The sequence below is a fragment of the Microbacterium sp. TPU 3598 genome, assembly GCF_002356155.1.
GTDB lineage: Bacteria > Actinomycetota > Actinomycetes > Actinomycetales > Microbacteriaceae > Microbacterium > Microbacterium maritypicum_A.
The window spans coordinates 2,559,960-2,572,743 of record NZ_AP017975.1; the positions used below are offsets into that span (position 1 = coordinate 2,559,960).

Sequence of the window (12,784 nt, forward strand, 5' to 3'; positions counted from 1 at the left end):
GTGCGTCCGTTCCGCCACCCCTGTCTGAACCCGGAGCCTCAGAGGAGGACGACGGATGGCAGTGAACGCGGCAGAGCGCCACGCGATGGATCGCGCGCTCCACCTCGCCGCCCGTGGACCGCGCGGGGCGAACCCGCAGGTCGGTGCGGTCCTCCTCTCCCCCGACGGCAGGGTCATCGCCGAGGGCTGGCACCACGGCGCCGGCACCCCCCACGCAGAGGTCGACGCCCTCTCGAAGCTCGCCCCCGGCGAGGCGCGAGGAGCGACGGCCGTCGTGACCCTCGAACCCTGCAACCACACCGGCCGCACGGGCCCCTGCGCCGTCGCTCTCATCGACGCGGGCGTCGCACGCGTGGTGTACGCGCTCGACGATCCCGGTGTCGCCTCAGGCGGCGGGGCGGAACGCCTGCGGTCCGCAGGCGTCGACGTCGAGTCGGGTGAGCAGGCGGACGCTGCACACGCGCTCATCGCCGGATGGCTGACCGCCCAGCGACTCGGACGCCCCCATGTCACTGTCAAGTGGGCGCAGAGCCTCGATGGTCGCGCCGCCGCCGACGACGGGTCGAGCCAGTGGATCACGGGGCCGACCGCACGCGCCGACGTGCACCGCCGCCGGGCAGCAGCCGATGCCATCGCGGTCGGCACCGGAACAGTGATCGCCGACGACCCTGCCCTCACCGCCCGTGACGGCGACACCATGCTCCCCGACCAGCCGATCCCGGTGGTCATCGGCTCCCGGCCCACCCCGTCCGACGCCGCTGTGCACCGGCATCCCCACACCCCGCTGTTCTTCGACACCCGCGATCTGCGTGCGGTGGTGGCCGACCTGCACACCCGCGGCGTGCAGAGCCTGTTCGTGGAGGGCGGCCCGACGCTCGCCAGCGCCTTCATCGAGGCGGGGCTCGCCGATCGCGTGCTCGCCTACATCGCCCCGGTGCTGCTCGGCGGCAGCCGACTCGCCCTGACCGACATCGGTGTCGGCTCCATCGACGAGGCCCGACGCCTGACCGTCGACGAGTGGCTTGCCCTCGGAGACGACCTGCTCGCGATCGCGCACCCCGCGCACGCCACCGATCCCGCGGAAGACCCGCAGAACGAAGGAGCCGCCTGATGTTCACCGGAATCATCGAGGAGATGGGCGAGATCACCGCGATCGCCCCCGCGGGTGACGGCTGGCGCCTGACCGTGCGCGCCCCCCGTGCCGCAGCCGATGCCGTGCACGGCGAGTCCATCGCCGTCTCGGGTGTGTGCCTCACCGTGGTGGGGTCGACCGCCGACACCTTCGACACCGACGTGATGAAGCAGACTCTCGACGTCGCCGCGATCGGGTCGGCGACGGTCGGAACCCGCGTGAACATCGAGAAGGCGATGCCGGTCGGCGCCCGTCTCGGCGGTCACATCGTGCAGGGCCACGTCGACGGCACCGGCGACGTGCTCGAGGTGCGCCCCGGCGCGCAGTGGAGCGTGCTGCGGATCAGCCTGCCCCTCGACCTCGCCCCGCTCGTGGTCGACAAGGGGTCGATCTCGGTCGACGGCACCTCGTTGACCGTGAGCGCCGTCAGCGCCCCTGCACACCCCTCCCCCTGGTTCGAGGTCTCGCTGATCCCCGAGACCCTCGCCGCGACAACGCTCGGCGTCCGCGCCGTCGGCGACCGCGTGAACCTGGAGACCGACATCCTCGCCCGGCACGTCGAGCGCCTGCTCGCGTTCCGCGCCGCACCGGAAGGAGGCTCGCGATGAGCCTTTCCACCATCGCCGAGGCCCTGGAGGCGCTGCGCGCCGGGCGCCCCGTCCTCGTCGCCGACGACGAGAACCGCGAGAACGAAGGCGATGTCATCCTGTCGGCAGAGCTCGCGACGCCCGAGTGGGTGGCGTGGACCGTGCGCTGGTCGTCGGGCTTCATCTGCGCCCCGATGCCCGCCGATCTCGCCGATCACCTGAACCTGCCGCCGATGGTCGCCGCCAGCGAAGACGCCCGCTCGACCGCATACACGGTGAGTGTCGACGCCGCGCAGGGGGTCACGACCGGCATCAGCGCCCACGACCGCGCCCACACGCTGAACGTGCTGTCGAACCCGGAGTCCACGTCGACCAGCATCATCCGGCCCGGCCATGTGCTGCCGCTGCGGGCGGTCGACGGCGGAGTGCGCGAGCGCAGTGGCCACACCGAGGCCGCGGTCGAACTCATGAAGCTCGCCGGTCTCCGCCCCGTCGGCGCGATCGCGGAGGTCGTGGCGGAGGACGGCAGCATGATGCGCCTTCCCGGCCTGATCGAGCTCGGTGCGCGCGACGGCGTACCGGTCATCACGATCGAGCAGCTGATCGCCCACCTCAACGAGATCGATCCCGAGGGCGCCACCCCGAGTGCGCATCGCGGCCGTCGCGTGAGCCTGCGCGCCGACGCCACCGTGCCCACCACGCACGGCACCTTCCGCTTCCTCGCCTACAAGGACCGCATCACCGGCACCGACCACATCGCGGTCGTCTCGGGCGAACTCGGCGAGACCGCGCTCGTGCGGGTGCACTCGGAGTGCCTGACCGGCGAGGCGTTCGGCTCGCTCAAATGCGAGTGCGGCCCGCAGCTCGACTCCGCCCTCGACGCGATCGAGAAGGAGGGCGGGATCGTCATCTACATGCGCGGTCACGAGGGTCGAGGGATCGGCCTCATCAACAAGCTGCGCGCCTACAGCCTGCAGGAGGAGGGGCTCGACACGGTCGACGCCAACCTCGCGCTGGGGCTGCCGGCCGATGCCCGCGACTACGCAGCGGCGGCCGGCATCCTCTCCGACCTGGGCGTGTCGAAGGTGCGCCTGCTGACGAACAACACCGACAAGGTCGCGCAGCTGCGCGAGCTCGGCCTCGACGTCGTCGAGCAGGTGCCGCTGATCGTCGGTGTGGGACCCAACAACCATCAGTACCTGGAGACCAAGCGTGACCGGATGGGTCACATCATCGGCGAAGCGGAACTCGCAGAGGCGCTCGCCCACGGAGAGGACGACAAATGAGCGGCGCAGGAGCACCCGAGATCGGCACCATCGACGGACGCGGTCTGAACGTCGTCATCGTGGCCGGAACCTGGCACGAGACGATCTCGAACGGCTTGATCGCCGGTGCGGAGCGCGTGCTGGACGCGGCCCGGGCCACGCACCGACTGGTGCGCGTGCCCGGCTCGTTCGAACTCGCGATCGCCGCCCAGGCGGCCTTCGCCGGCGGGGCGGATGCCGTCGTCGCACTCGGCGTGATCATCCGCGGGGGCACACCGCACTTCGAGTACGTGTCGGCAGCGACCACCGATGGCCTCACCCGCGTCGCCCTCGACGCCGGCAAGCCCGTCGGCTTCGGCGTGCTCACCCTCGACGACGAGCAGCAGGGTCTCGACCGTGCGGGCCTGGAGGGCTCCAAGGAGGACAAGGGCGCCGAAGCAGCGAATGCGGCCCTGCGCACGGCGCTCGTGACACGGGAGCTGCGCGGCTGAGGTCAGCCTGCCCTTGCTAGCGCTGGACCTCGCCTCACTCGTACGGTGAGGGCATGGAGACCCTCCGTCATATCGTGCTGTTCGTCCACCTCATCGGATTCGCCGTGCTCTTCGGCTCCTGGGCCGCGCAGGCGTTCGGCGGAAAGCGTGAGTTCACGCGCCTGATGAACATCGGCATGGCGATCGCCGCGGTCGCGGGCCTCGCGCTCGCGGCGCCGTGGGGCATCTCCTACGAGCTCAATTACGTCAAGATCGGCGTCAAGCTCGTGATCCTGCTCATCATTGGCGCCCTGCTCGGCATCGGCCTGGGTCGTCAGCGCCGCGGTGCGGCCATCCCGCCGGCGGTGTTCTGGCTCGTCGGCATCCTCACCGCCGTCAACGCCGCGATCGCCGCGATCTGGCGCTGAGCCGTCAGCGCGTCCGCGGCGCCGCCGTGCTCGCCCGCACGATGAGTTCGGTACCGACGAGCGGGGTCTGCTGACGCTCGACACCGTCGAGCTCGGCGAGCAGCGCGTCCACCGCGAGCGCGCCCACGCGCTCCGGGTGCTGCTGCACGGTCGTCAGCGGCGGCCAGAGCTGTGCCGCATCGGGCAGTCCGTCGAACCCGACGATGCTCACGTCTCGCGGCACGTCGAGCCCGATCTCTCGGAACGCACGCAGCACGCCGATCGCCATCTGGTCGTTCGCCACGAACACCGCGGTGACACCGTCGATCGCACGCAGTTCGAGACCGGCTGCGTAGCCGGACGACGCGGTCCAGTCCCCCGCCAGCGGCTCCGGGACCGTACGCCCGTGCGTCTCGAGCGTCTCCCGCCACGCTTCACGGCGGCGCTCGGCGGAGTAGGAGCGCGCGGGGCCGGTGACGTGCCACACGGTGTCGTGACCGAGTTCGAGCAGGTGCTCGGTCGCGAGCCGAGCGCCCTGCGCCTGATCGGTATCGACGAACGGATGCGTCGCCGTGCGGTTCGAGTCGACGAACACGACGGGAAGCGCCTCGGGGATCTCGATGTCGGCCTCGTCGAGCTGATGCGCCTCGATCACGATGATGATGCCGTCGACCGCGTGCTCCTCCAGCCGACGGAACGCACCGGCCACGGTCTCGCCCGCGCTCGACTCGACGGGGATGAGGGTGAGGGCATAGCCGAGCTGGGCGGCGCGCACGGCGATCGCATCGAGCGTGCGCTGGTTCCCGTAAGAGCTGAACGAGAACATCACGACGCCGATCGTGCGGAATCGCCCTGACCGGAGTGCGCGGGCGGCGCTGTTCGGCCGGTACCCCAGACTGTGCATGGCGGCCTCGACACGCTCGCGCGTGGCGGCACCGACGTAACCCCTGGCATTGACGACGCGCGACACGGTCTGGCCGGAGACGCCGGCCTCGCGGGCCACGTCTTCCATCGAGGGCTCACGTCGACGCGTCGACGTCTCTGTCGGATGCTCCGGGGTCACGATCACCCATCCCCTCATATGTTGACGTTGACACACTACCAGTCGGTCCAATATGTTGACGTTGACACACGGCGCACGGTGCGCCCGAAACGTAAGAAGGACTCGTCGATGACGACTGAAATCCCCGCAGCCCCGGGTGCCCCCGGCATCCGGCGCCGCGACAAGCGCGACTGGAGGGGATGGGCCTTCGTCGGCCCGTTCATGGTCGTGTTCGCCCTGGTGTTCCTGACGCCGCTCGCCTATGCGCTGTACCTGAGCTTCTTCCAGGAGAAGCTCATCGGCGGCACCGCGTTCGTGGGGCTCGACAACTACGTCCGCGCCCTGAGCGACCCGCAGTTCTGGGAGGCGTTCGGCCGCGTACTGGTCTTCCTCGTCGTGCAGGTGCCGATCATGCTGATCCTGGCCCTCGGCGCCGCACTCGCCCTCGACAGCGCCCGCCTGCGCGGAGCGTCGTTCTTCCGCATCCTGATCTTCCTGCCCTACGCGGTGCCGGCCGTGGTGGCGGTGCTGATGTGGGGCTACATCTACGGCGACCAGTTCGGCCTCACGAGCAACATCAACGACATCCTCGGCGTCGATGCGATCACGCCGTTCGCCAAGGAGTGGATGCTGGTCTCGATCGGCAACATCGTCACCTGGGAGTTCGTCGGCTACAACATGCTGATCTTCTACTCGTCGCTCAAGACCATCCCGACCGACATGTACGAGGCGGCCTCCCTCGACGGCGCCGGGGCGTGGCGCACGATCTTCTCGATCAAGATCCCGTCCGTGCGCGGAGCGCTCGTGATCGCCACGATCTTCTCGATCATCGGCAGCTTCCAGCTCTTCAACGAGCCCAACATCCTGCGCCCCCTGGCCCCGAACGTGATCACGACGTTCTTCACGCCGAACATGTACGCGTACAACCTGTCGTTCGCGGGGCAGCAGTTCAACTACGCCGCGACGATCGCCATCATCATGGGCGTCATCACCGCGGTCATCGCCTACGTCGTGCAGCTGCGCGGCTCGAAGTCGGAGGTGCGCTGACATGGCACTCCCCCTCGCCCGCCCCGCGCACCGCCGCCACGATCCGCTGAAGCCGCGCACGTCGAACACCCTGCTGATCGTCATGATCCTCTACGCGCTGTATACGCTCGTGCCCCTGGTGTGGCTGCTGTTCAGTTCGACCAAGACGCAGGCGGGACTCTTCAGCTCGTTCGGACTGTGGTTCGCCGACGACTTCGCATTCTTCGACAACCTGGTCGCCACGTTCTCGTATCGCGACGGCATCTTCCTGCGCTGGCTCGGGAACACCCTCCTGTACGTCGTGGTCGGCGCCGGGGGCGCGACGCTGCTCGCCACCATGGCCGGCTACGGACTCGCGAAGTTCCGCTTCCCCGGACGCCGTGCGGTGTTCGCCGTGGTCCTGGGCGCCGTGGCGGTGCCCGGCACCGCCCTCGCGGTCCCGACCTTCCTGCTGTTCAGCGAGCTCGGACTGACGAACACGCCGTGGGCGGTGATCATCCCGTCCCTCATCAGTCCCTTCGGTCTGTACCTGATCTGGGTGTTCGCGTCGGAGTCGGTGCCGACCGAGCTGCTCGAGGCGGCCCGCATCGACGGCGCAGGAGAGTTCCGCACGTTCTTCACGATCTCGATGCGGCTGCTCGCGCCCGGCATCGTGACGGTCGCGCTGTTCACGGTGGTCGCCACCTGGAACAACTACTTCCTGCCCCTGATCATGCTCTCGGACCCCGCCTGGTATCCGCTCACGGTCGGCTTGAACCAGTGGAGCGCCCAGGCCATCGGCGCGGGGTCCCAGCCCATCTACAACCTCGTGATCATGGGCTCGCTGCTCACGATCGTGCCGATCGTCATCGCCTTCCTGCTGCTGCAGCGCTTCTGGCAGTCAGGTCTCACCGCGGGAAGCGTCAAGCAGTAGCTCCCCGTACCCCCTGCATCACCTCTGCGATCCGACGCTGGACCGCACCTCCCGAAAGGACACAGCAATGAAGCACCTTCCCTCCCCGACGCGGCGCACCCTCGCGGTGCTCGCCGCAGGAACCGTGGCAGCGCTGGCGCTGGCCGGATGCAGCACCGGCGGCGACGCCGGCGCCGGCAACACGGGTTCCGGCTCGTTCGACTCCGTCGAGGCGGCGCTCGAGAAGGGCGGCGAGATCACGTACTGGTCGTGGACACCGTCGGCCGAGGCCCAGGTCGAGGCCTTCCAGAAGGAGTACCCGAACGTCAAGGTCAAGCTGGTGAACGCCGGCACCAACAACGAGGAGTACACCAAGCTGCAGAACGCGATCAAGGCGGGCTCCGGCGCTCCGGACGTCGTGCAGATCGAGTACTACGCGTTCCCGCAGTTCGCGCTGACGGACGCCTTCACCGACTTGTCGCAGTACGGGTTCGCCGACTTCGAGGACGACTACACCGCCTCCACCTGGAACTCCGTCACCGACGGCGACGCGATCTACGGTCTGCCGCAGGATTCCGGCCCCATGGCCCTGTTCTACAACAAGACCGTGTTCGATGCGGCCGGTGTCGCCGTCCCCACCACCTGGGACGAGTACTACGAGGCCGCCAAGGCGATCCACGCGGCGAACCCCGACGCGTACATCACCAACGACACGGGAGATGCGGGCTTCGCGACCTCGATGATCTGGCAGGCCGGGGGAAAGCCGTTCGAGACCTCCGGCACCGACGTCACGATCGACCTGCAGGACACCGGCTCGAAGAAGTGGACCGAGAACTGGAACCGCCTCGTCGAGGAGGACCTGCTGGCCCCGTACGGCAGCTGGAGCGACGAATGGTTCCGCGCCCTCGGCGACGGCAGCCTGGCGAGCCTCGTGATCGGCGCGTGGATGCCCGCGAACCTCATCTCCGGTGCCCCTGACGGCGCCGGAAACTGGCGCGTCGCGCCGATGCCGACGTACGACGGTTCCCCGGCGAGCGCGGAGAACGGCGGGGGCGGGCAGGCCGTCACGAAGCAGAGCAAGAACCCGGAGCTGGCGGCGGGCTTCCTGTGGTGGCTGAACAACTCCGAGGAGAGCATCTCGATCGCCCTCGAGTCTGGCGGATTCCCGTCGACGACCGCGGAGCTGTCCAGCACGGAGTTCCTCGCCGAGGCGCCGGAGTACTTCGGCGGCCAGAAGATCAACGAGGTCCTCGCGGCCGCGGCCGATGACGTGGTCGAGGGCTGGAGCTACCTGCCCTACCAGGTGTACGGGAACAGCATCTTCGGCGACACCGTCGGCCAGTCGTACCAGAACGGCACCGACCTGAACGAGGGCCTCACCGCCTGGCAGGACGCGCTGGTCGAGTACGGGAACTCCCAGGGCTTCAGCGTCAACAAGTGACCCCGCGGCTGAGCCGGCCCGGTCCCCGCCGGGCCGGCTCCGCCCGCCTCATCGAAAGCACCACGACACGTGACCTCCTTCTCCCTCGGCGACACCGACTTCCTCCGCGACGGACAGCCGCACCGGGTGATCTCCGGCGCCATCCACTACTTCCGCGTGCACCCCGACCAGTGGCGCGACCGCATCCGCAAAGCCCGACTGATGGGACTGAACACGATCGAGACCTACGTCGCCTGGAACGCGCACGAACCTCGGCGCGGAGAGTGGGACGCGAGTGGATGGAACGATCTGGGGCGCTTCCTCGACCTGGTTCACGCCGAGGGCCTCGACGCGATCGTGCGGCCCGGCCCCTACATCTGCGCCGAGTGGCACAACGGCGGACTGCCGGTGTGGCTCACGGGCAGCGTCGAAGGACTGCGCTCCTCCGCTCCGGCCTTCCTCGCCGAGGTGACCGCCTACCTGCGCCGCGTGTACGACATCGTCGCACCGCGGCAGATCGACCACGGTGGGCCGGTGATCCTGGTGCAGATCGAGAACGAGTACGGCGCCTACGGCGCCGACCGCGCCTATCTCGAGTCGCTGGTGACCACGACTCGCGATGCCGGGATCACCGTTCCGCTGACGACCGTGGATCAGCCCGTCGATCGGATGCTGAGCGACGGAAGCCTCCCCGGGCTGCACAAGACCGGATCCTTCGGCTCCCGGAGCACCGAACGGCTCGCCACCCTGCGCCGCCACCAGCCCACGGGTCCGCTGATGTGCGCGGAGTTCTGGGACGGATGGTTCGACTGGTGGGGCGGCGTGCATCACACGACCGATGTCGCCGCGGCCGCCGCCGACCTCGACGAGCTGCTGGCGGCCGGCGCCTCGGTCAACATCTACATGTTCCACGGCGGCACCAACTTCGGGCTGACCAACGGCGCGAACGACAAGGGGCGCTACCTGCCCCTGGTGACCTCCTACGACTACGACGCCCCGCTCGATGAGACGGGGAACCCGACAGAGAAGTTCTTCGCCTTCCGCGAGGTGATCGCCCGCTACGCGCCGGTGCCCGACGAGGTGCCCGCGGCGGCCGAGGCCTCCCCCGCGTTCGAGGTTCCGCTTCGAGCGGCGGGACCGTGGACCGATGTCGCAGCGGCCGCGCCGACCACCGCCCTGCCGCAGACCTTCGACGAGCTCGGACATCTGAGCGCCCTCGTACGTTACGACACCGAGCTGCCGGCGGGAGCGGGAGGGCTCCTCGTCGTCGACGACGTGCGCGACCTGGCTTGGGTGAGCGTCGACGGTCACCCCGTCGGCACACTCGCCCGCACTCGGCACGACCGCGCGATCCGGATCCCGGATGGCCGCAGCCTCCGCATCCTCGTCGAGGATCAGGGGCGCGTGAACTACGACCGTCGCCTGGGCGAGGAGAAGGGGCTGATCGGCGAGATCACCCTCGACGGTGCGCCCGTGACGGGCTGGCGAGCGACGACCCTGGATGTCGCCGAGATCGCCGCGGAGATCGATGCGGACGGCGGCCGCGAGCGCGGCCGGGAGGTCGGTCCCACCGCGTGGACGGCCGAGTTCTCCCTGGATGCCCCTGCGGATCTCTTCGTCGACACCGCATCGTGGAGCAAGGGCTACGCGTTCGTGAACGGATTCTTCCTCGGTCGATATTGGCGCAACGGCCCGCAGCGCACGCTCGCCGTGCCCGCACCCGTCACCCGAGCGGGCGCCAATCACCTCGTCGTGCTGGAGCTCGAAGACGTGCTGCAGCCGCGCGCCGTCTTCGTCGGAGCCCCCGCGCTCGGCGACACGGAGGAATAGTCCCGCGCGGGAGGCGGGCGGACCGCTCACGTCAGCGGCACCAGTGTCGCGTCCACCATCGTCCCCTCGATCCCGACCCGCATCATCGTGCAGACGGGCTGCCGTCGCCGATCCGTGGGAGACCCGGGGTTGGGTCCCGCTGCGAGATGGCACGCGAAACACGCGCACAGCAAACACTCAGGAAGGCGTAAACTCGCCCGGGTCCCCCGGTATACCGGGGACTCGATCGGAGGAGCTTCATGAGTACTGCCACTGCGCCCGCGAATCCTCGCTCGCGCGTCATCACCGCGAGCCTGGTCGGCACCACGATCGAGTTCTACGACTTCTACGCGTACGCGACGGCGGCCGTGCTCGTGTTCCCGGTGCTGTTCTTCCCCACCGGCGACGACACCACCTCGCTCCTCTCCTCGTTCGCGGTGTTCGGTGCGGCGATGGTCGCCCGTCCGATCGGCGCGGTGGTCTTCGGTCACTTCGGCGACAAGTTCGGGCGCAAGGCCACACTCGTGGCATCACTGCTGACGATGGGCATCGCGACCTTCGTGATCGGCCTGTTGCCGACCTACCAGGACATCGGGTGGTGGGCCGCCCTGCTGCTGCTGATCCTGCGACTCGCTCAGGGCTTCGCGCTCGGCGGCGAGTGGTCGGGCGCGGCGCTGGTCGCCACCGAGAATGCGCCGAAGGGCAAGCGCGCCTGGTACGGCACCTTCCCGCAGCTGGGCGCGCCGCTGGGCTTCATCATCGCCAACTTCCTCTTCCTCGCGATCAACTGGCTGCTGCCGCACGCCGAGAACCCGGTCCTGAAGTCCGAGGCGTTCCTCTCCTGGGGCTGGCGCATCCCGTTCCTGTTCTCCGCAGTGATGGTCATCATCGGCCTGTGGGTGCGGCTCAAGCTCGTCGAGTCCGACACCTTCAAGAAGGCGGAGACGAAGGGCGTGATCCGCAAGCTCCCGCTCGCGACCGTGTTCCGTCACCACTGGAAGCAGCTCATCCTCGGCACGTTCATCATGCTGGCGACGTACGTGCTGTTCTACCTGATGACGAACTTCACCCTCGCCTACGGAACCAAGGCCGCCTCGCTCGAGACCGCCACCGCCGCCGCGAAGGCCGCTGCCGAGGCGACCGGCGCCCCGTTCGACCCGATCAAGTTCGCGGCCCAGTTCTATCCCGGTCTCGGCTTCGGCTACACCGACTTCGTGCTGATGCAGATCATCGGCGTGGTGTTCTTCGGCATCTTCACGCTGCTCTCCGGGCCCATCGCCGATGCGGTCGGCCGACGGAAGCTGCTGCTATGGGTCACCGGGACCATCATCGTGTTCGGTCTCACGTTCAACGCCTTCCTCCTGCCCGCGGTCGACCCGAAGTTCACGGGTGCGCTCACCCAGGCGTTCCTCGTGTTCGGGTTCATGCTGATGGGCGCGACGTTCGGCCCGATGGGCGCTCTGCTTCCCGAGCTGTTCCCGACCAACGTGCGCTACACGGGGTCGGCGATCGCCTACAACGTCTCGTCGATCCTCGGCGCCGCGGTGGCCCCGCTCATCGCGCTGAAGCTGTGGGAGGTGGCCGGCGGCGCTCCGTGGCTGGTGGGTCTGTACCTGTCCGCGATGGGTGTGCTCACGTTCATCGCGCTGATCCTCTCCCCCGAGACCAAGGACCACGACTACGACGACGACCTCGGCGTCGCGGCGGCCGTCGAGCTGTGATCCTGCGGCCGTGACGATTCACGTCACGGCCGCAGGAACTCCTCGATCGCGGCGATGGTGGTCGCGTTGTCGAGGTGTCGCACGGCGCGGATCCCCACCGCCTCGGCACCGTCGACCGATACCTGATGGTCGTCGATGAACAGCACGTCGCCCGGGTCGGCGCCCATGCGCTGGAGTGCTCGTCGGTAGGCCTCGGGATCCGGCTTGTTCACGCCCTGCTCGTGGCTGTAGCAGATCGGGTCGAACACCTCGGAGAAGCCGAAGCGGCGCTCCTCCTCCTCGCGCGCGCCATCGGCGGAGTTGGAGAGGATCGCTGTTCCCGCCCGCGCCGAGAGCGTGCGCGCGTACGCGATCAGGTCGTGGTTGCCGGTGCCGCAGTAGGCATCCCAGAAGTCCGCGCGCATCGCGCGACGCTGGACCTCGTCGAGACCGAGTGCCGTGCCCACCGCCGCCCAGAAAGCGGGTTCGGTGCCGACGGTGACATCGATCGGCGGAAGGTCGGCCTCTGCGATGCGCGCCTCGAAGGCGGACGGCTCGAGACCGACCACGGCACGCCAGCGCTCCCACCACTGCTGCTGCCAGGCGTCGTCGTCGACGACCTCCAGCACTCCCCCGATGTCGAACAGGATCCACTTCTTCGTCCGCATCCCCCCACACTGCCACGTCAACATGTATTGACACTCGCGGGCACGTCAACGATGATTGACGCAGGAGGTCCATCATGACAATGCCGACCGCGATCGCACAGGACGACGGCAGCGAGCCCCTGGCCGCGCTGCACCGGCTCGCCGAGGTGCGCAAGGAGGTGGCCCGTGCCGAGGAGGCGAACGTGCGTCGCGCGCGGAACCTCGGGTACTCCTGGCAGGCGATAGCCAGCGCCCTCGGCGTGAGCAAGCAGGCGGCTCATCGGCGATTCGGCCGGTCCTGAGCCCGCGATGTGCCGCATACAGCCGCTCCATAGGATTCGACCGCGAACGAAGTACGGTCGAAGTACCATCTCCAGATAGAGGTCC

13 protein-coding genes are annotated in these 12,784 nt (G+C 68.8%); 11 read left to right on the forward strand and 2 right to left on the reverse strand.

Annotated elements, in window-relative coordinates; translation table 11 throughout:
* Positions 1-55 precede the first annotated feature (55 nt).
* Genes ribD through MST3598_RS12160 form a run of 5 tightly spaced genes read left to right on the forward strand, consistent with a single transcriptional unit; the run spans position 56 to position 3,882 of the window.
* Positions 56-1,111 (forward strand): bifunctional diaminohydroxyphosphoribosylaminopyrimidine deaminase/5-amino-6-(5-phosphoribosylamino)uracil reductase RibD, encoded by a 1,056-nt coding sequence (gene ribD, locus MST3598_RS12140; protein ID WP_029260421.1) that lies wholly within the window; start codon positions 56-58, stop codon positions 1,109-1,111.
* A complete protein-coding gene (locus tag MST3598_RS12145) occupies positions 1,111-1,740 on the forward strand; it encodes a riboflavin synthase (protein ID WP_029260422.1) in 630 nt (209 codons plus the stop codon). Before ribD ends, MST3598_RS12145 begins: the two co-directional genes overlap by 1 nt.
* Entirely contained in the window at positions 1,737-3,005 is a 1,269-nt protein-coding gene (locus MST3598_RS12150) for a bifunctional 3,4-dihydroxy-2-butanone-4-phosphate synthase/GTP cyclohydrolase II (RefSeq protein ID WP_029260423.1), read from the forward strand. Before MST3598_RS12145 ends, MST3598_RS12150 begins: the two co-directional genes overlap by 4 nt.
* Positions 3,002-3,475, forward strand: coding sequence for a 6,7-dimethyl-8-ribityllumazine synthase (ribH, locus tag MST3598_RS12155; protein WP_029260424.1), 474 nt, complete (start codon positions 3,002-3,004; stop codon positions 3,473-3,475). Before MST3598_RS12150 ends, ribH begins: the two co-directional genes overlap by 4 nt.
* A 53-nt stretch (positions 3,476-3,528) precedes the next feature.
* Complete coding sequence (locus MST3598_RS12160) at positions 3,529-3,882, forward strand: hypothetical protein (protein WP_029260425.1); 354 nt, start codon at positions 3,529-3,531, stop codon at positions 3,880-3,882.
* Positions 3,883-3,886: 4 nt separating this feature from the next.
* Here MST3598_RS12160 and MST3598_RS12165 read toward each other — a convergent pair whose 3' ends face one another.
* A complete protein-coding gene (locus MST3598_RS12165; protein WP_029260426.1) occupies positions 3,887-4,873 on the reverse strand; it encodes a LacI family DNA-binding transcriptional regulator in 987 nt (328 codons plus the stop codon).
* Between the two features lie 159 nt (positions 4,874-5,032).
* Between MST3598_RS12165 and MST3598_RS12170 the strand changes: the two genes are divergently transcribed.
* From MST3598_RS12170 to MST3598_RS12195, 5 genes are all read left to right on the forward strand, one after another.
* Entirely contained in the window at positions 5,033-5,950 is a 918-nt protein-coding gene (locus MST3598_RS12170; RefSeq protein ID WP_021201040.1) for a carbohydrate ABC transporter permease, read from the forward strand.
* 1 nt (position 5,951) lies between these two features.
* Positions 5,952-6,842, forward strand: coding sequence for a carbohydrate ABC transporter permease (locus MST3598_RS12175; protein WP_021201039.1), 891 nt, complete (start codon positions 5,952-5,954; stop codon positions 6,840-6,842).
* Between the two features lie 67 nt (positions 6,843-6,909).
* Positions 6,910-8,262, forward strand: a complete 1,353-nt coding sequence (locus MST3598_RS12180) for an ABC transporter substrate-binding protein (protein WP_029260428.1) — start codon at positions 6,910-6,912, stop codon at positions 8,260-8,262.
* Positions 8,263-8,331: 69 nt separating this feature from the next.
* Complete coding sequence (locus tag MST3598_RS12185) at positions 8,332-10,071, forward strand: glycoside hydrolase family 35 protein (protein WP_029260429.1); 1,740 nt, start codon at positions 8,332-8,334, stop codon at positions 10,069-10,071.
* Between the two features lie 239 nt (positions 10,072-10,310).
* The gene (locus tag MST3598_RS12195; protein ID WP_021201036.1) at positions 10,311-11,771 is read left to right on the forward strand and encodes an MFS transporter; all 1,461 of its coding nucleotides are present in this window, start codon (positions 10,311-10,313) and stop codon (positions 11,769-11,771) included.
* A gap of 23 nt (positions 11,772-11,794) precedes the next feature.
* Here MST3598_RS12195 and MST3598_RS12200 read toward each other — a convergent pair whose 3' ends face one another.
* Entirely contained in the window at positions 11,795-12,418 is a 624-nt protein-coding gene (locus tag MST3598_RS12200) for an HAD family hydrolase (protein WP_029260430.1), read from the reverse strand.
* 74 nt (positions 12,419-12,492) lie between these two features.
* Between MST3598_RS12200 and MST3598_RS12205 the strand changes: the two genes are divergently transcribed.
* Positions 12,493-12,699 (forward strand): hypothetical protein, encoded by a 207-nt coding sequence (locus MST3598_RS12205; RefSeq protein ID WP_046399014.1) that lies wholly within the window; start codon positions 12,493-12,495, stop codon positions 12,697-12,699.
* The last annotated feature ends 85 nt before the right edge of the window (positions 12,700-12,784 follow it).

Coding starts and splice junctions, on each gene's coding strand:
- ribD (WP_029260421.1), top strand. CDS start 56: ATGGCAGTGAACGCGGCAGAGCGCCACGCGATGGATCGCGCGCTCCAC.
- MST3598_RS12145 (WP_029260422.1), top strand. CDS start 1,111: ATGTTCACCGGAATCATCGAGGAGATGGGCGAGATCACCGCGATCGCC.
- MST3598_RS12150 (WP_029260423.1), top strand. CDS start 1,737: ATGAGCCTTTCCACCATCGCCGAGGCCCTGGAGGCGCTGCGCGCCGGG.
- ribH (WP_029260424.1), top strand. CDS start 3,002: ATGAGCGGCGCAGGAGCACCCGAGATCGGCACCATCGACGGACGCGGT.
- MST3598_RS12160 (WP_029260425.1), top strand. CDS start 3,529: ATGGAGACCCTCCGTCATATCGTGCTGTTCGTCCACCTCATCGGATTC.
- MST3598_RS12165 (WP_029260426.1), bottom strand. CDS start 4,873: ATGGAAGACGTGGCCCGCGAGGCCGGCGTCTCCGGCCAGACCGTGTCG.
- MST3598_RS12170 (WP_021201040.1), top strand. CDS start 5,033: ATGACGACTGAAATCCCCGCAGCCCCGGGTGCCCCCGGCATCCGGCGC.
- MST3598_RS12175 (WP_021201039.1), top strand. CDS start 5,952: ATGGCACTCCCCCTCGCCCGCCCCGCGCACCGCCGCCACGATCCGCTG.
- MST3598_RS12180 (WP_029260428.1), top strand. CDS start 6,910: ATGAAGCACCTTCCCTCCCCGACGCGGCGCACCCTCGCGGTGCTCGCC.
- MST3598_RS12195 (WP_021201036.1), top strand. CDS start 10,311: ATGAGTACTGCCACTGCGCCCGCGAATCCTCGCTCGCGCGTCATCACC.
- MST3598_RS12200 (WP_029260430.1), bottom strand. CDS start 12,418: ATGCGGACGAAGAAGTGGATCCTGTTCGACATCGGGGGAGTGCTGGAG.
- MST3598_RS12205 (WP_046399014.1), top strand. CDS start 12,493: ATGACAATGCCGACCGCGATCGCACAGGACGACGGCAGCGAGCCCCTG.